16 protein-coding genes are annotated in these 16,171 nt (G+C 71.9%); 12 read left to right on the forward strand and 4 right to left on the reverse strand.

Annotated features, from left to right (window positions below):
* The first annotated feature begins 94 nt into the window (after positions 1–94).
* From ACHBTE_RS08110 to ACHBTE_RS08125, 4 genes are all read left to right on the forward strand, one after another.
* A complete protein-coding gene (locus tag ACHBTE_RS08110; RefSeq protein WP_394722792.1) occupies positions 95–997 on the forward strand; it encodes a DMT family transporter in 903 nt (300 codons plus the stop codon).
* A 91-nt stretch (positions 998–1,088) separates the two neighbouring features.
* A complete protein-coding gene (locus tag ACHBTE_RS08115; RefSeq protein ID WP_394722793.1) occupies positions 1,089–1,619 on the forward strand; it encodes an NUDIX hydrolase in 531 nt (176 codons plus the stop codon).
* Positions 1,620–1,644: 25 nt separating this feature from the next.
* Complete coding sequence (locus ACHBTE_RS08120) at positions 1,645–2,037, forward strand: YidH family protein (RefSeq protein ID WP_394722795.1); 393 nt, start codon at positions 1,645–1,647, stop codon at positions 2,035–2,037.
* Positions 2,034–2,363, forward strand: a complete 330-nt coding sequence (locus ACHBTE_RS08125; protein ID WP_394722796.1) for a DUF202 domain-containing protein — start codon at positions 2,034–2,036, stop codon at positions 2,361–2,363. Before ACHBTE_RS08120 ends, ACHBTE_RS08125 begins: the two co-directional genes overlap by 4 nt.
* 611 nt (positions 2,364–2,974) lie before the next feature.
* Here ACHBTE_RS08125 and ACHBTE_RS08130 read toward each other — a convergent pair.
* Positions 2,975–3,955: an NADP-dependent oxidoreductase gene (locus ACHBTE_RS08130; protein ID WP_394722798.1), complete on the reverse strand. Its 981-nt coding sequence runs from the start codon at positions 3,953–3,955 to the stop codon at positions 2,975–2,977.
* A gap of 112 nt (positions 3,956–4,067) precedes the next feature.
* Here ACHBTE_RS08130 and ACHBTE_RS08135 point away from each other — a divergent pair, with 112 nt between their 5' ends.
* From ACHBTE_RS08135 to ACHBTE_RS08145, 3 genes are all read left to right on the forward strand, one after another.
* Complete coding sequence (locus ACHBTE_RS08135; RefSeq protein ID WP_394722799.1) at positions 4,068–4,364, forward strand: hypothetical protein; 297 nt, start codon at positions 4,068–4,070, stop codon at positions 4,362–4,364.
* 189 nt (positions 4,365–4,553) lie between these two features.
* On the forward strand, positions 4,554–5,576 hold the full coding sequence (locus ACHBTE_RS08140) for a phosphotransferase family protein (protein ID WP_394722801.1): 1,023 nt from the start codon (positions 4,554–4,556) through the stop codon (positions 5,574–5,576).
* A 5-nt stretch (positions 5,577–5,581) separates the two neighbouring features.
* On the forward strand, positions 5,582–6,805 hold the full coding sequence (locus ACHBTE_RS08145) for an acyl-CoA dehydrogenase family protein (RefSeq protein ID WP_394722802.1): 1,224 nt from the start codon (positions 5,582–5,584) through the stop codon (positions 6,803–6,805).
* 160 nt (positions 6,806–6,965) lie between these two features.
* On the opposite strand, the gene ACHBTE_RS08150 is transcribed toward ACHBTE_RS08145, so the two are convergent.
* Genes ACHBTE_RS08150 through ACHBTE_RS08160 form a run of 3 tightly spaced genes read right to left on the reverse strand, consistent with a single transcriptional unit; the run spans position 6,966 to position 10,035 of the window.
* Positions 6,966–7,559, reverse strand: coding sequence for a TetR/AcrR family transcriptional regulator (locus ACHBTE_RS08150; RefSeq protein WP_394722803.1), 594 nt, complete (start codon positions 7,557–7,559; stop codon positions 6,966–6,968).
* A gap of 41 nt (positions 7,560–7,600) precedes the next feature.
* The gene (locus tag ACHBTE_RS08155; protein ID WP_394722804.1) at positions 7,601–9,265 is read right to left on the reverse strand and encodes a class I adenylate-forming enzyme family protein; all 1,665 of its coding nucleotides are present in this window, start codon (positions 9,263–9,265) and stop codon (positions 7,601–7,603) included.
* Positions 9,262–10,035: an SDR family oxidoreductase gene (locus ACHBTE_RS08160; RefSeq protein ID WP_394722805.1), complete on the reverse strand. Its 774-nt coding sequence runs from the start codon at positions 10,033–10,035 to the stop codon at positions 9,262–9,264. Before ACHBTE_RS08160 ends, ACHBTE_RS08155 begins: the two co-directional genes overlap by 4 nt.
* Positions 10,036–10,194: 159 nt before the next feature.
* Here ACHBTE_RS08160 and ACHBTE_RS08165 point away from each other — a divergent pair, with 159 nt between their 5' ends.
* From ACHBTE_RS08165 to ACHBTE_RS08185, 5 genes are all read left to right on the forward strand, one after another.
* On the forward strand, positions 10,195–11,433 hold the full coding sequence (locus ACHBTE_RS08165; protein ID WP_394722806.1) for an exo-beta-N-acetylmuramidase NamZ domain-containing protein: 1,239 nt from the start codon (positions 10,195–10,197) through the stop codon (positions 11,431–11,433).
* Between the two features lie 107 nt (positions 11,434–11,540).
* Positions 11,541–12,887 carry a serine-threonine protein kinase gene (locus ACHBTE_RS08170; RefSeq protein WP_394722807.1) on the forward strand — a complete coding sequence of 449 codons (1,347 nt, stop codon included), beginning with the start codon at positions 11,541–11,543 and terminating at the stop codon, positions 12,885–12,887.
* 402 nt (positions 12,888–13,289) lie between these two features.
* Positions 13,290–13,895: a hypothetical protein gene (locus tag ACHBTE_RS08175; protein WP_394722808.1), complete on the forward strand. Its 606-nt coding sequence runs from the start codon at positions 13,290–13,292 to the stop codon at positions 13,893–13,895.
* A 188-nt stretch (positions 13,896–14,083) separates the two neighbouring features.
* Positions 14,084–14,803: a 3-keto-5-aminohexanoate cleavage protein gene (locus ACHBTE_RS08180; RefSeq protein WP_394722889.1), complete on the forward strand. Its 720-nt coding sequence runs from the start codon at positions 14,084–14,086 to the stop codon at positions 14,801–14,803.
* 180 nt (positions 14,804–14,983) lie between these two features.
* The gene (locus ACHBTE_RS08185) at positions 14,984–16,051 is read left to right on the forward strand and encodes an RNA ligase (ATP) (RefSeq protein ID WP_394722809.1); all 1,068 of its coding nucleotides are present in this window, start codon (positions 14,984–14,986) and stop codon (positions 16,049–16,051) included.
* The last annotated feature ends 120 nt before the right edge of the window (positions 16,052–16,171 follow it).

Here is a 16,171-nt window from a genome sequence, read left to right on the forward strand (position 1 = left end):
CGTCGCACGATGGCTGAACGCGCACGCCGGGCTCGGGCCGCTTCAGTCGGCCCAACGCATCCCCGTCCGCCCGGCAGGGAACGAGGTACGCAGCGTGTCGCTCCAGATCCTGATACTCGCCATCAGCGCCGCAAGCTGTCTGGGCTTCGGCTTCGTACTCCAGCAGAACGCGGCACAGAAGGCGCCACTGAGCGACTTCCTCTCCCCCCGGATCCTGCTCGACCTGATGAAGGTGCCCCGCTGGCTGGGCGGCATCGGGCTGATGGTGGTCGGCATGGCGCTCGGCGCGATGGCGCTGGGCCAGGGCGAGATCTCCTTGGTGGAGCCGCTGCTCGCGACGAACCTGCTGTTCGCGCTCGCCCTCTCCCGCCGTCAGACCAAGCAGTCCCTGGGCCGCCAGGGCTGGGCGGGTCTCGCGCTGCTCGCGGGCGGCGTCACCGCGTTCATCGTCGCCGGCCAGCCTCATGGCGGCACGGCGCCCAGCGACCCGTTCCGGCAGTGGCTGATCATCGGCGTCATGGTCGGCGTGGCCCTGCTGCTGACGGGGTACGCCAAGCGCTCGCGGCTCAGCTCGGGCCCGGCGCTGCTGGCCACCGCCGCCGGTCTGCTGTACGGCGTGCAGGACGCGCTGACCCGGGTCACCGGCCAGCGCTTCGCCGAGGGCGGCTTCGCGGAGGTGCTGACGAGCTGGCAGCCGTACGCCGTGGTGGCGCTCGGCCTCACCGGGCTGGTCCTGGTGCAGAGCGCCTTCGAGACGGCCTCCCTGCGCATGTCCCTGCCCGCCCTGACCGCGGCCCAGCCGCTGGCCGGCATCCTCTGCGGCGTCGGCTTCCTCGGCGACCGGCTGCGCACCGACCCGGGCGCGCTGGCGTGGGAGTCCGCAGGCCTCGCCGGCATCGTGGTCGGCATCATCATGCTGGGCACCCACCAGGCCATGCCGAGCGGGGCGACCCAGCGCCTGCCGCGGGCGGCAGCGGCGGCCGTACCGGTCCGCTGAGCCTCGGCCCGCCCCCTTCGAGGCGGCGCGGGGCACGGCGCTCGTCGGACGTCCGGCCACCCGCCCGGAGGTGCCCTGCTTGGATGACGCCATGAGCTCTGCTGACGAGATCCTCGACATCGTCGACGAACACGACCGGGTGGTCGGACGCTCCCCGCGCGGCGAGGCCTACGCCAAGGGGTTGCGCCACCGCTGTGTCTTCATCGAGGCCCGGGACACCCAGGGCCGGCTCTTCGTGCACCGGCGCACCCCCACGAAGCTGGTGTTCCCCTCGCGGTACGACATGTTCGTCGGCGGGGTGGTCGGCGCAGGCGAGTCCTACGACGAGGCCGCACTGCGCGAGGCCGAGGAGGAACTCGGCGTGAGCGGCCTGCCCCGGCCCACGTTCCTGTTCAAGTTCCTGTACGACGACGGCGCCGGGCAGACCTGGTGGTCGGCGGTGTACGAGGTGCGCTGCGAGCTGTCCGTGAGCCCGCAGGCGGAGGAGGTCGCCTGGCACGACTTCCTGCCCGAGGCCGAGGTGGAGCGGCGGCTGGCGCAGTGGTCCTGGGTCCCGGACGGCCTGGCGGCATACCGGCGGCTCAGGGCCCACCGGGCGGGCGGCGCCGGTCAGGCCCCCTGACGACCGCCCGGATAGGGTCGGACATGTGATCGAGTTCGTACGAAACGTCCGCCTGTGGTTCGAACCGCAGCAGGTACGGGAGGAAGGCGGCACCCCCGACTACCGGTTCTCCCTGGCGAACGAGCGCACCTTTCTGGCCTGGCTGCGTACCGCGCTCGCGCTCATCGGCGGTGGCTTCGCGGTGGACCAGTTCCTGCCGGACCTGCGCTGGGGCTGGCGCGTCGGGCTGGCGCTCGCGCTGCTCGCGGCGGGCGTGCTGTGCTCCCTGCGCGCGGTCAACCACTGGGTGCGCTGCGAACGGGCGATGCGCCGAGGCGAGGACCTGCCGGTGTCACGCTTCCCGGCGGTGCTGAGCCTCGTGATCGCGGTGGTGGCGGTCGCGATGGTCGTCGTCGTCCTCGCCGGGTGGGCGGGGTGAGCGCCGGGCCGGTCACGGGGCCGGTCCGGGATCCGGGGCTCCAGCCCGAGCGGACGCGCCTGGCGTGGCGCCGTACGACACTGTCCGGAGCCGTGGTCTGCGTGCTCGCCATGAAGAGCGCGCTGCACGACGGGGCATCGGTCGCCGGGATCGTGGTGTGTGCGCTGTGCCTCGGGCTGTGGCTGGGCTTCCTGACCCTCGCCCACCGCCGCATCCGCACCCTGTCCGCATCCGCCGAGCCGACCGCACTCGCCCCCCGGCTCGCCACGGCCACGACCCTGCTCACCCTGACCCTGGCCGCGTGCGGCGCCGCGGTGGTCTTCTGAGGCACGACATCCGGCCCACTGCCTGATCCGGGTCAGGTGTCCGTGGCCGCGTGCGGCGATGCCCTGGCCTTCTGAGGCACGGCATCCCGAACACCGCATGGTCCGGGGCAGGTGTCCGTAGCCGAGCGCGGCGATGCCCCGGCCTTCTGAAGCCAGGCATCCCGACCACCACCTGGTCCAGGGCAGGTGTCCGTAGCCGAGCGCGGCGATGCCCCGGCCTTCTGAGGCACGGCATCCCGAACACCACCTGGTCCGGGTCAGACGGCCGTGGCCGCGTGCGGCGCCGGACCTGGCCCACCGTGGCGGCGCCCGCTCCGACACTGTCAGCTCCTACTCGCGGCGGCTCCTGGCCACGCGCGATACCGCCCAGGCACCGCCCGCACGCAATGCCGCCTCAGCCTGCCGCAGCACGACAGCCGGACCACTGCCGACTCCGGTCCCACTGCCAGCCCCGCGCCCCGTACTCCCGACTCAGCCTGCCAAGACACGCCCCGGGACCACGGCCGCCGGCTCCGGTCTCGCGGCGGCTCTTACCCGCGCCACACCACACCACGACCACCAGCACCCGCCCCCCAGCCCGCCCCCCAGCCCGTGAGCGCAGCCCGCCGCCGCTACTCCTCCCCCTGCCACAAGCCCTCCGGTGCCGCCGTCTCGTCCTCCGTGTCCCAGTCCACCCTCACCACGATCTTGCCGCGGGTGCGGCCCTCCTGGTTGAGGCGGTGGGCGTCTGCCGTGCGTTCCAGCGGGAACGTCTCCGACACGTGCACGGACACCACCCCCTGCTCCGCCAGCTCGGTCAGTCGCAGCAGGTCCTCCGGGTCCGGGCGGACGAAGTAGTAGCGGCCCCCGTAGTCGAAGACGTCGGGGTCGGCGATCGAGACCAGGCGGCCCTCGGGGGCGAGCAGGTTGGCCGAGGCCTTGAGGGAGTCGCCGCCCACCGTGTCGAACGCGGCGCTCACCCCCTCGGGCGCCAGCCCTCGCACCCGTTCGACCAGGCCCTCGCCGTACTCGACCGGCTCGCCGCCCAGGTCACGGACGAAGTCGTGGTTGTGCGGGCTCGCGGTGCCGATGACCCGGGCACCCAGATGGCGGGCGAGCTGCACGGCCATCGAGCCGACCCCGCCGGCGGCGGCGTGCACGAGGACGGTCTCGCCGCGCTGGACCCGGAGGACCTTGGTCAGCACCTGATACGCCGTCAGGCCCACCAGCGGCAGCCCCGCCGCCTCCTCCCAGGTGAGGTTGCGGGGTTTGCGCGCGAGGGCGCGGACGGGGGCCGCGACGTACTCGGCGAAGGTGCCGTGGGAGAGGACGTCCTCGCGCACATAGCCGATGACCTCGTCGCCGACGCCGAACTCGGAGACGGACACACCCGGTTGGACCACGACGCCGCAGACGTCCCAGCCCGGCACCACCGGGAATACCGGTTCGAGCATCCGGTCCATGTAGCCCTCGCGGCACTTCCAGTCGACCGGGTTGACGGCCGCCGCCCGCACCTTGACCAGCACGGAGTCAGGGCCGACCCGCGGGTCGCGCACATCTCCGTATGCGAGCACCTCGGGCCCGCCGTAGCGTGAGTAGCTGATGCCCTTCATGGGTCCGACCCTCTGGGGTGACAGGACGCCACGCAACCCGAATGATCCGATATGCACCTTTCGCGTGGCAGCCTGTCCGACGTCATCACCCGCGCCTTTGAAGGTGAGCACCATGACCACGCAGCACCTGGAACACCCCTCCCACCCCCACACCCACGGCCCCGACTGCGGCCACACCGCGGTGCCGCACGGCGATCACACCGACTACGCACACGACGGCCATCTGCACCGCGAGCACGGCGGCCACTGGGACGAGTGCGAGTCACAGGGCCACCTCGCGCACGAGGGCCACAGCCACCGGCACGGCGCCGACTGCGGGCACGAGAGCGTCCTGCACGGCGACCATGTCGACTACCTCCATGACGGCCACCGGCACGCCGCCCACGACGGGCACTGGGACGATCACTGAGCCACCGAGCCTCATTCTCTCCGGCGGCCGAAAAGGCACCCCCGGCAGCCCCCGACAGCTCCCCGGCGCTCCGCGCGGGGAGCTGTCGGCCTATCGTGGCCCCGATCACGTTCGGCTCCCTCACTGGACTACATACCGACTGGTCGGCATCATGAGTCAGGTCCCGTTCACCTCCCTCTAGGAGCGACGATGAGCCCCGACCATCCGCCCGGACTCGACCTCGACCGGTTGCGCGGCCTGCTCGAGCGCGAGCGGCCCGGTCTGGCGCAGGGCCCGCTGACCGGCCGGCTGATCGAGGGCGGACGCTCGAACCTCACCTACTCGGTCAGCGACGGCACGTCCAAGTGGGTCGTACGCAGGCCACCACTGGGCCACGTCCTCGCCACCGCGCACGACATGAAGCGTGAGCACCGCGTCATCAGCGCGCTGCACCCGACCGACGTGCCGGTGCCACGGCCGGTGCTGCTGTGCGAGGACGAGGAGGTGCTCGGGGCGCCCTTCTATGTGATGGAGTTCGTCGAGGGCACCCCGTACCGCACCGCCGACCAGCTCGCTCCGCTCGGCCCGGAGCGCACCCGGGGCGCGGTGCTGTCCCTGGTGGACACGCTCGTCGAGCTGCACGCGGTGGAGCCGGCGGCGGTGGGCCTCGACGACTTCGGCCGCCCCGAGGGCTTCCTGGACCGGCAGCTGCGCCGCTGGGGCAAGCAGCTGGACGCCTCCCGCAATCGCGATCTGGCCGGCATCGACGAGCTGCACGCGACGCTCGGCCGCCGGCTGCCGGCCTCTCCCGCGCCGACGGTGATCCACGGCGACTACCGCCTGGACAACGTCCTGATCGGCGACGACGACCGGATCAAGGCGATCCTGGACTGGGAGATGTCCACCCTCGGCGACCCGCTCACCGACCTCGGCCTGCTGGTGATGTACAGCATGCCGCTCGGCATGCCGCAGTCCCCCGTCTCCACGACGGCCGAGGCGCCCGGGCACCCCGCGCCCGCCGAGCTGATCGAGCGGTACGCCGCGCGCTCGGGGCGCGACGTCTCCGCCGTCTCCTGGTACACGGCGTTCGCCTGGTTCAAGCTCGCCGTGATCCTGGAGGGCATCCACTACCGCTACACGCTGGGCCAGACCGTCGGCCGGGGCTTCGACCGCATCGGCGACCTGGTCCCGGTCTTCATCCAGCACGGTCTGACCACTCTTCAGGAAGGCTGACGCACATGGACTTCGGCTTCGACGCACGCACCGAGGAGCTGCGCGGCAAACTGCTGGCATTCATGGACGAGTACGTCTATCCGGCCGAGGTGGTGGCGGAGGAGCAGCGGGCCGCGCTGGCGTCCCCGTGGGACACCCCGGCCGTGGTCGAGGAGCTCAAGGCCGAGGCGCGCAGGCAGGGCCTGTGGAATCTCTTCCTGCCCGACAGCGAGTACGGCGCCGGCCTCACCAACCTCCAGTACGCCCCGCTCGCGGAGATAACCGGGCGCTCCCCGCACCTGGCGCCCACCGCGACCAACTGCGCGGCGCCGGACACCGGGAACATGGAGGTGCTGACCCAGTTCGCCGACGAGCGGCAGAAGAAGCAGTGGCTGGAGCCGTTGCTGGCCGGTGAGATCCGCTCGGCGTTCGCGATGACCGAGCCGGAGGTGGCCTCGTCGGACGCCACCAACATCACCACGCTGATCGAGCGAGCCCCCGACGGCACGGATGAGTACGTCATCACGGGCCGCAAGTGGTACATCTCCGGCGCGATGAACCCGGACTGCAAGATCTTCATCGTGATGGGCAAGACGGACCCGGACGGCGAGGACATCCGCCGCCAGCAGTCCATGATCCTCGTGCCGCGCGACACCCCGGGCGTCACCGTCACGCGCGCGATGCAGGTCTTCGGCTACGAGGACCACTCCCACGGCGGCCACGCCGAGGTGATCTTCGACCACGCGCGCGTGCCGGTGTCCAACCTCATCGGCGAGGAGGGCGGCGGGTTCGCGATCGCCCAGGCACGGCTCGGCCCCGGCCGTATCCACCACTGCATGCGGCTGATCGGCATGGCCGAGCGGGCGATCGAGCTGATGTGCAAGCGTGCCGTGTCGCGGACGGCCTTCGGCAAGGCGCTGGCCCAGCAGGGCGTGGTGCACAACTGGATCGCGGACGCGCGCGTGACGGTCGAGCAGCTGCGGCTGCTGGTGCTGAAGACGGCCTGGCTGATGGACACCGTCGGCAACAAGGGGGCCCACACGGAGATCCAGGCCATCAAGATCGCGACGCCGCGTGCCGTCGTCGACATCCTCGACAAGGCGATCCAGCTGCATGGTGCGGGGGGTGTGAGCCAGGACTTCCCGCTGGCGGAGCTGTACGCCGGGGCGCGGACGCTGATGATCGCCGACGGGCCGGACGAGGTGCATCAGCGGTCGCTGGCTCGGCGGGAGTTGAAGAAGTACCTGTAGCTCCGCGGGCGGCCGGGGGTTTTCCTCGCCCCCGCCGCCCCTGCCCGTCCCATCCCGGGGGCTGCCGCCCCCGGACCCCCGCTTTCGGCCCTACGGGCCTCGTCCTCAAACGCCGGACGGGCTGAAAGATCCGGGGCGGCGGAGCGGAAACACTCGCGTCTCAGGGCCGCAGCGCTCGCAGCAGCAAGTCCGCCAAGTGGTCCGCGACCTGTTGCGGGCTCATCGGGCCGTCCGGGCGGTACCACGTCGACAGGTGGTGGACGGAACCGAAGTGGTAGTCCACGACCAGGTCGGCGGGGGTCGCCGTGGAGAAGACGCCCGATGCCTGGCCCTCCTCGATGAGCGCACGGAAGCGTTCGTGGTAGCGCCGGCGCTCGGCGCGCACCTGCTTGTTCTTCTCCGGGCTCAGATGGTGCATGGAGCGGAAGAAGATCATCGCGTCGTCGAGGTTCTCGATCGTCGTGACGACGACGTCCGCGGCGGCGCCCCGCAGCCGCTTCTCGATGGGCTCGTCGGCGCCCGCGAACGCGTCGAGCCGCTCCTGCTGAACGCGCAGCACGCGCGCGTACACCTCGTGCAGGAGGTCGTCCTTGGAGCCGAAGTAGTGGTACAGCGCCCCCTTGGTGACGCCGGCCGCCTCGACGATCTCCTGCACCGAGGTGCGGTCGTAGCCCTGCTCGGCGAAGAGCCGGGTGGCGGCGGCGAGCAGCCGCTGCGGGACGGGCGTACCGTCTCCGTCCGTCGTCCTGGCCACTGTGCCGCCACCTGCCCTTCCGAAGAATGTTCTGCTTGCGTCTAGCCGTCGTTCGCCCGGGAACGAAGTTCCCGACGGAGGATCTTCCCACTTGCCGTCTTGGGCAAGTCGGGCAGGATCTCCACCTGACGCGGATATTTGTAGGCGGCCAGTCTCTCCTTGCAGTACGCGGCGAGTGCGTCCGGGTCCGTTTCGGCACCCGGACGGAGGCTGATGTACGCCTTGACGGTCTCGCCGCGGTACCCGTCGGGCACCCCCACGACGGCGGCCTCGCGCACCGCCGGATGTGTGTAGAGCACGTCCTCGACCTCGCGCGGCCACACCTTGAAGCCGGACGCGTTGATCATGTCCTTCTTGCGGTCGACGACGTAGAGCCAGCCCTGCTCGTCCATGAAGCCGATGTCGCCGGTGCGCAGCTCCCCGTCCGGGAAGGTCTCGGCGGTGGCGTCGGGCCGCCGCCAGTAGCCGGGGACGACCTGCGGCCCGCGTACGAGGATCTCGCCCTGTTCGCCGAAGGGGACCTCCTGGCCCTCGTCGTCGACGATCCGTACGACCGTCTCGGGGCCGGGCAGGCCCACGGCGAGCGTTCCGGAGACCGGGTCGACGGGGGCCTCCAGGCCCGGCGGTACGGAGGCACAGGGGGCGGTGCACTCGGTGAGGCCGTAGCCGTTGCGGATGTACGGCCCGAAGCCGGCGCGGAACTTCTCCACCAGTGCGGGCGGCAGCGGGGCGCCGCCGGAGGAGATCATCCGGAAGGAGGCGAAGTGGTCGCGGGTGACGGCCGGGTGGGCGGCCAGCGCCATGAAGGCGGTCGAGGGGCCGACGGTGTAGTGCGGCCCGTGCTCGGCGAACGCGTCGAGCACGACACCCGCCTCGAAGCGGTACGCCAGCACCAGCGTGCCGGCGCTGTCGAGGCAGGCGGCCAGCTGGGCGACCATGCCGGTGATGTGGAACAGCGGCGCCAGCGCGAAGTAGACGGGCGGGTCGGGCAGTTCCAGGCCGGTCCGCTGCCGCTCGGCGTTGTACATGATGTTGAGGTGGGTGTTGGTGGCGCCCTTGGGGGTGCCGCTGGTGCCCGAGGTGTAGCTGATCAGCGCGATGTCGGACGGGCCCGGCTCGCGGCCCTCGGGCGCCTTGTGCCCGGCGCGGGCGACGGCGGTCAGGTCGTCGGCGTCCGCGGCCTGCGGCAGCCGCTCGAAGCTGAGCACGCGCGCGTCGTTACGCGTCTGGAAGTCCAGCTCGCACCCGGTGAGCACGATCCGCACCGGCGACTCGGCGGCCGTCTCGCGCAGATACGTCTGCCAGGCCCGGTCGGAGCAGATCAGCGCGGTCACCTCGCCGTCCCGCAGGACGTGTGCCACCTCTCCCGACTTGTACATCGGGTTGACGGGCACGACCGTCGCGCCCGCCTTCCAGGCGCCGAGCAGGGCGAGCACGAAGTGCGGGGAGTTCTGGAGGAGGATCGCCACGCGGTCGCCGCGCTCGAGACCGCGGGCGGCGAGGTGTCCGGCGACGGAGTCGCTGAGCTCGTCCACCTCGCGGTAGCTCAGGCGGCCGTCGAAGTAGGCGAGGAAGTCACGCTCCGGGGTCGCGGCGACGGCCCGGCGCAGGGCGTGCACGAGGGAGTCGGCCGGGGACACCGGGGCGCGCTGGGCGTCGCTGAGCAGCGCCAGCCAGGGCTTGGCCGCGTAGCGGGAGTCGGTCACCGTGCCTCCTCCCAGCGCTGCTGGATGTGGTTCATGCCGTCCAGCCAGCGGTCGGGTGCCGCGGCCCGTGCCTCGTAGTAGCCGGCGACCTCGGGGTGGGGCAGGATCAGGAAGCGGTCCTCCTCCATCCCCTTGAACAGCGCGTCCGCGACGTCCTCCGGCGCGATGGCGGTGGGCTTGAGCACCAGGTCGCCCGCGGTGCCGGTGGCGTCCAGCATGCCGGTGCGCACGCCCTGCGGGCAGATGGCGTGGACCTTGATCCCGCGGTGCCGGTACGTCAGCGACAGGTACTCGGCGAAGGCGTACGCCCCGTGTTTGGTGACGGCGTAGGGCGCGGCTCCGATCATGGTGAGCAGGCCGGCCGCGGAGACGGTCGACACGAACCGCCCGCTGCCGCGCTCCAGCCAGGCCGGCAGCAGTTCCTGGGCGGCCCGCACATGGGCCATGACGTTGACGTCCCAGGACAGCGACCACGCCTTCTCGTCGAGCGGCTGCCCGGGCTCCTCGCCCGCGAAAGCGACGCCGGCGTTGGCGCAGTAGACGTCGACGGTGCCGCCGAGCGCGTCCCGGGCGTCGGCGACGATCGAGGAGGCGTCCCCGGCGACCGCGATGCCGCCGATCTCCTCGGCGACGTCGGCGGCCTTCCCGGCGTCCAGGTCATTGACGACGACGCGGGCCCCCGCGGCGGCGAACCGTCGGGCGAGCGCGGCACCGATCCCGCCTCCCGCTCCGGTGACGACCACTCCGGCATCCTGCACGGCTTCCACCATCGGTCTCCTTCTACGCGGCTCTGCTGCGCGTCAGACTAACCGGTCGGTATGTTGCTGTGAAGGGCACTGTCGGCCAACCCGGGGACGCAGGGAAACGCGAGCGGCCACCGCCGACCGGGACTCTCCCCACAAGGTGCGGAAGCGCCTAACGTGCACCCCATGCGCCTATCCAGACGAGCTCTCCTCGCTGCGACCACGGCAGCAACGGCATCATCCCTGTCCTCCACGGCGTCGGCGGCCGAACGCCACAGACGGCTGCGCACCGGCTTCGAGCGGCTCGCGGCGGACGGCTACGCGGTTCTCGAGGGCCAGAAGGCCGGCATCGTCACCAACCCGACCGGCGTCACCCGCGACGTACGCCACATCGTCGACGTCATGCACGCCGACGACCGCGTGAACCTGACCGCCGTCTTCGGCCCCGAACACGGGTTCCGCGGCACCGCCCAGGCAGGCGGCTCCGAGGGCCGCTACGACGACCCGGCGACCGGTCTCCCGGTCTACGACACCTACCTCAAGAGCGGCCGGCCCCTCGCCGACATCTTCACCGCCTCCGGCGTCGACACCGTCGTCTTCGACATCCAGGACGTCGGCGCCCGCTTCTACACCTACATCTGGACCCTCTACGACTGCATGGAGGCGGCCCGGCTCGCCGGGAAGCGCTTCGTGGTGCTGGACCGGCCCAATCCCGTGACGGGCCGCTCCGCCGAAGGCCCCGTCCTGCACAAGGAGTTCGCCAGTTTCATCGGCCGGGAGCCCGTCTCGCAGGCGCACGGCATGACGGTCGCCGAGCTGGCGCGGCTGTTCAACGGGGAGTTCCTGACCGCCCCGGTCCCCCTGGAGACCGTGCGGATGACGGGCTGGAAGCGGTCCGGTTTCTACGACGCCTGGGGGCTGCCCTGGGTGCCGCCGAGTCCGAACATGCCCACTCCCGAGACGGCGCTCGTGTACTCGGGCACCTGTCTCTTCGAGGGCACGAACCTCTCGGAGGGACGCGGCACCACCCGCCCCTTCGAACTGCTGGGCGCGGAGGGCATCGACGGACGCTGGGCGGCTGCGGCCAACGAACTCGCCCTCCGCGGCGTGCACTTCAGGGAGGCGTACTTCGCGCCGACGTTCTCCAAGTACCAGGGCAAGACCATCGGCGGCGTACAGCTCCATGTGCACGACCGGGACGCGTACGACCCCGTCCGCACCGGCATCGCGCTGCTCGTGACCGCCAAGAAGGTCTGGAGCGGCTTCGCCTGGCGCCCCGACAACTGGATCGACAAGCTCACCGGCTCCACCCGGGTGCGCACGATGATCGACGCGGGCGCGAGCGGCGACGACGTCGTGGCGGGCTGGCGGCAGGAGCTGGCGGCGTTCCGGCGGATGCGCAGGGAGTACCTGCTGTACTCATGAGCGCCCCCGATGTGCGCCCCGGATGAGTGACGACGTATGGCCAATCCCGCCCGGCAGCAGGACGATGCGCCCGTAGCGCACCGCTACGGGGGACGAGGGGGCCCGGGATGGCGAGACCGGCAGTGAGCGTGAGTCCCTACTGGGAGCTGACCTTCGACGCCGACGGGGACCCGGACGCGGGGAAGCGGGACCGGCTGCTCTCCGGGGTGAGGCAGCACCAGGTCCGTGAGCTGATCGTCTTCGCGCACGGCTGGAACAGCGACCGCTCGACGGCGACCCGGCTCTACGACCGCTTCTTCGCGCCGGTCCCGCGGCTCGCCCCGGAGGCGAGGATCGGGTACGTGGGTGTGGTCTGGCCGTCGATGCGGTTCTCGGACGAGCCGATCCCGGACTTTCCGCGGGCCGTGGCGGCCGAGATGCCCCGCCGTCCGGTGCTGGACAAGGACACCCGGCACGCGCTGCTGGAGACGTTTCCCGGGCGGGCGACGGTGATCGACCAGATCGCGCGGATGCTGGACCAGCAGCCGCCCGAGGAAGCCGAGCTGGAGGAGTTCGGGCGGCTGGTGCGGATGCTGGTGGAGGTCGTGCCACCGGGGCCGCAGGCCCTGTTCGCGGCGGACACGCTGGCGGAGGGCGTGCCGCAGAGTGCACCGGCGTGGCTGTCGGGGCCGGTGACGGCGGTGTGCGAGGAGTTCGCACGGGCGCTGGCGCGTCTGGAGGCGCCCGACGGGGCCGCGGAGGGCGCCGCCTCGTTCTCGCTGCCCGACCCGTGGGAGGGCGCGCACGAGCTGCTGCGGCAGGCCACGTACTACGCCATGAAACGGCGTGCGGGGACGGTCGGTGAGCGCGGGCTGGGGCGGGTCGTCGGGCAGCTGGCCGCGCGGGAGCCCCGGCTGCGGGTGCACCCGGTCGGGCACAGCTTCGGCGCGCGGCTGGTGTCGTTCGCGCTGCGCGGACTGCCGAAGGGCGTGCGGACGGTGAAGTCGGTGACGCTGCTCCAAGGGGCCTTCTCGCACTACGCGTTCGCGTCCCGGCTGCCGCACGACCCGCGCGCGGGTGGTGTGCTGGAGGGCCAGCAGAACCGCATCGACGGACCCCTGGTGTGCTGTCACTCGCGGCACGACTCGGCCCTGTCCACGATCTACCCGCTGGCCTCCCGGATGGCGGGCGACGCACGCGGGATCGCGGCCCTGGACATCGGCCGGATGCTCGGTGCCAAGTGGGGTGCGCTGGGGCACGACGGGGTGCAGGCGGTGCCCGGGACGCGGTCGCTGACCCTGGCCGCGGCGCTGGACAGGCCGCTGCCGGCCTCGGGGTGCGTGAACGTCGACGCGTCGGCCGTCGTCAGGCGCGGCGGTCCGCCGGCGGGGGCGCACAGCGACATCGTGCACCGGGAGCTGGCGCAGCTGGTGCTGGCGGCGGGCCGAGTCCCCCGGGCCGCAGCCGGCACCTGACCTGGGCCGCCCCCCGCTTCCAGCCGTCTGCGCCACGGGTGCGGTGGCCCGTTGGAAAAGTGGCGACAAAAGACCGGCAATCAGAACGCATATGGCCGCGGTCTTCAGGAACCCGAGGAACCGGCCGGGAGTTCTCAGTCCGTCAAGCGTTGCGTGGGTGTGCCGTGGCACTGCGGCTCCTACCGACGAGGCCGGGCCGGGATGTGACCGGCGGTGTCCCCGGGATGGAAGGTGAAGATGCGCCACTTTTCGGAGTCCGCAGGGCCCGCTGTGGAGGTCATCGAAAATCGGATGGAGCCGATTCGCTTGTCGATACGTCTATTCGTCAACGTCGTGCGAAGTCCGTACGGCGACGCCGAAGTGACCGAAGTACAGGTGCAGGTGTGACGGAGGTGCAGGGCGATGGCCGGTTTTCGGAGTCTGGCGAGACAGGTGCGCGACCCGCGGTGCGATCTGGCACTGCGGCGCTACTCGCTGCGTAAGTGCCTTGAGCGGTTCGCCCCTTACGGGCACAGGGCGACCTGGGACCACTTGTGCTCCCGGGCGGGATTCGGTCCGGAGGACCGGTCCCCCGATCCGGCGCGGCTCGTGGCCGCGTTGGAGGAGTTGGAGGAGGCGCGTTCGGTCTGGCTGGCCTACGAGGTCGAGTTCGCCGAGCGACGCAAGAAGGAGAAGCACGACGGATTGCGCAGGCCGGGCAGTGTGGACGACTGGCACCGGCTGACCTGGGGCGGTTTCGGAGTGGCCTGGTGCGACAACCCCCGGGTCCACCCCGATGGACCACTGGCCGAGGTGCTGCGCCGGCTGATCACCGCGCTGGAGCGTGAACCGGGCGTGTGCTGCCCGGTCTGCGACGGGGACCAGCTGACCTGGAAGTACGACCTGGCCCATGAACCGTCGTCGGGCCCGGTCTGCACGGACTGCGGAATCGTGGTGCCGCGTCCGGTGCTCACGCCGGAAGCGCTGGCCGCGTCGCGGCGCGGACGGCGACTGCTCGTGTCCGCCTAGTACGACGGGGGTGCGCCGGGGATGCCGCACCCCCACCTGCCGGCGGGCCGCACACGGACCTGATCGTCAGCCGCACGGAGACCCGGTCGTCAGCCGCACATGGAGCCCATCGTCATCGTCGGTGGAGCCCATCGTCATCGTCGGTGGAGCCCATCGTCATCGTCAGTGGCGACCGGCACCATGGAGAGATGATCCAGGCATGTCTGAACGGTGCCCGAGCGGCGGACGACGGTGCGGTGGTGCCGCTCTCGCCGCAGGCGCTGGCCGCTTCCGCGGCCGAGGCCACGGACGTTCATGTCCACCCCAAGACCCCCTGCGGACAGGACAGTCTGTCGCCGCGGGTGCTGGCGCCCGCCCTGAAGGCCATCCGGGCCCGGGTACCCGTGCCGGTGCCGGTCGGTGTGACCACGGGCGCCTGGGCGGAACCGGACCCGGAGGCCCGGGTGGCGCGCATCCGCAGCTGGACGGTGCTGCCGGACCACGCCTCCGTCAACTGGCATGAGCCGGGCGCCGAGAAGGTGGCGGCGGCGCTCCTCGAGCGGGGCGTGGGCGTGGAGGCGGGCATCTGGTCCGGCACGGACGGGGCGGCGCGCTTCGCCGCCTCGCCGCTGGGGCCGAGGGTGCTGCGGGTGTTGGCGGAGGTGACGGACACGGCGGCGGCGACGGCCGTGCAGTCCGCGCGGGCGCTGCTGGCCGACCTCGGACCGGCCTTCGCCCGGCCGGTGCTGCTGCACGGGGAGGACGGGGGCGCGTGGCCGGTGCTGCGACTGGCCGGGCGGCTGGGGCTGGCGACGCGTATCGGGCTGGAGGACACGCTGCTCCTGCCGGACGGGGCGCGGGCCGGGTCGAACGCCCAGTTGGTGGCGACGGGGTTGGTCCAGTACGGGCGGGCCCAGCGCTCCTCGTGAGGCGGAGCACGGAGGTCCTCATGGGTCGCCGGGTCCGGCTCGTCGCGGGCGCGGCGAAGCCGTTGAAGATCGCGACGATAGCAGCCGCTAATTCCGTCGCTCCAGCCCTTTCCCGTGGGGACAGTTGAGGGCGATGAAACACGTCTGATGAAACGCCCGAGGAACACCGAGGAGTCCCCCATGTCGACGCTGCGCGTCACCGCCGAAGTACTGACCGTCCATGAGCATCCGAACGCCGATGCGCTGGAGCTGGCGCAGGTGGGCCTGTACCGAGCCGTCGTGGCCAAGGGCGCCTATCGCACCGGTGACGCGGCCGTGTACATCCCCGAGCAGGCCGTGCTGCCGGCCGGGCTGATCGAGGAGCTGGGGCTGACCGGGCGGCTGGCGGGCAGCAAGGCCGACCGGGTCAAGGCGGTGCGGCTGCGCGGTGAGTTGTCGCAGGGGATCGTGTGCCGGCCGAAGGCGCTGGGCGACGTCGATCTGGCGCTGGCGGCTGCGGAGGGGACCGACTTCGCGGAGGTGCTCGGGATCGCCAAGTGGGTGCCCCCGATCCCGCCCACGATGTCCGGCGAGGTGGAGTCGGCGCCGGACCTGCTGCCCTGGGTCGACATCGAGAACATCCAGCGGTACCCGGACATCTTCACGCCCGGCGAGCCGGTGGTGCTGACCGAGAAGCTGCACGGGACGGCGTGCCTGCTGACGTATGTCGCCGACGAGGAGCGTGTGCATGTCTCCTCCAAGGGGTTCGGGGCGAAGTCGCTGGCGCTGAAGGAGGACCCGCGCAATCTGTACTGGCGCGCGGTACGGGGACACGGTGTCGCCGAGGCCGCGGCTCGGGTCGCCGAGCGGCTCGGGGCCCGCCGGGTGGGCATCTTCGGCGAGATGTACGGCGCGGGTGTGCAGGACCTGACCTACGGGGCCGACGGGCGACGGGAGTCCCTGGGGTACGCCGTGTTCGACGTGTCCGCGGAGATCGACGGCCGGGTGCGCTGGCTGGACGCGGCGGAGGTGCTGAAAGGCGAACTGCCTGTGGTGCCGCGGTTGTTCGAGGGGCCGTACGACATCGCGCGGGTGCTGGAGGTCGCGAGCGGGCGCGAGACCGTGTCCGGGCGGGAGCTGCATCTGCGGGAGGGTGTCGTGATACGGCCGGCCGAGGAGCGGTACAGCCCGGTGACCGGCGGGCGGGCGATCGCGAAGGCGGTCAGCCCGGCGTATCTGACCCGGAAGGGCGGGACGGAGTACGAGTGACCCGTGGCCGTCGGCGAGCGGGCGACGGGCATCCGCCCCGGCACGAGCGGGCGACGGGCATCCGCCCCGGCACGAGCGGGCGACGGGCATCCGCCCCGGCACGAGCGGGCGACGGGCATC

It is taken from the genome of Streptomyces sp. M41 (assembly GCF_043673425.1).
In the GTDB taxonomy this organism is placed as follows: Bacteria; Actinomycetota; Actinomycetes; order Streptomycetales; family Streptomycetaceae; genus Streptomyces.

Bases quoted from the DNA above. Each gene is read 5' to 3' on its own strand.
- ACHBTE_RS08165 (WP_394722806.1), top strand. From the start codon at position 10,195: ATGCGCCTATCCAGACGAGCTCTCCTCGCTGCGACCACGGCAGCAACG.
- ACHBTE_RS08160 (WP_394722805.1), bottom strand. From the start codon at position 10,035: ATGGTGGAAGCCGTGCAGGATGCCGGAGTGGTCGTCACCGGAGCGGGA.
- ACHBTE_RS08140 (WP_394722801.1), top strand. From the start codon at position 4,554: ATGAGCCCCGACCATCCGCCCGGACTCGACCTCGACCGGTTGCGCGGC.
- ACHBTE_RS08180 (WP_394722889.1), top strand. From the start codon at position 14,084: ATGATCCAGGCATGTCTGAACGGTGCCCGAGCGGCGGACGACGGTGCG.
- ACHBTE_RS08130 (WP_394722798.1), bottom strand. From the start codon at position 3,955: ATGAAGGGCATCAGCTACTCACGCTACGGCGGGCCCGAGGTGCTCGCA.
- ACHBTE_RS08115 (WP_394722793.1), top strand. From the start codon at position 1,089: ATGAGCTCTGCTGACGAGATCCTCGACATCGTCGACGAACACGACCGG.
- ACHBTE_RS08145 (WP_394722802.1), top strand. From the start codon at position 5,582: ATGGACTTCGGCTTCGACGCACGCACCGAGGAGCTGCGCGGCAAACTG.
- ACHBTE_RS08170 (WP_394722807.1), top strand. From the start codon at position 11,541: ATGGCGAGACCGGCAGTGAGCGTGAGTCCCTACTGGGAGCTGACCTTC.
- ACHBTE_RS08135 (WP_394722799.1), top strand. From the start codon at position 4,068: ATGACCACGCAGCACCTGGAACACCCCTCCCACCCCCACACCCACGGC.
- ACHBTE_RS08175 (WP_394722808.1), top strand. From the start codon at position 13,290: ATGGCCGGTTTTCGGAGTCTGGCGAGACAGGTGCGCGACCCGCGGTGC.
- ACHBTE_RS08185 (WP_394722809.1), top strand. From the start codon at position 14,984: ATGTCGACGCTGCGCGTCACCGCCGAAGTACTGACCGTCCATGAGCAT.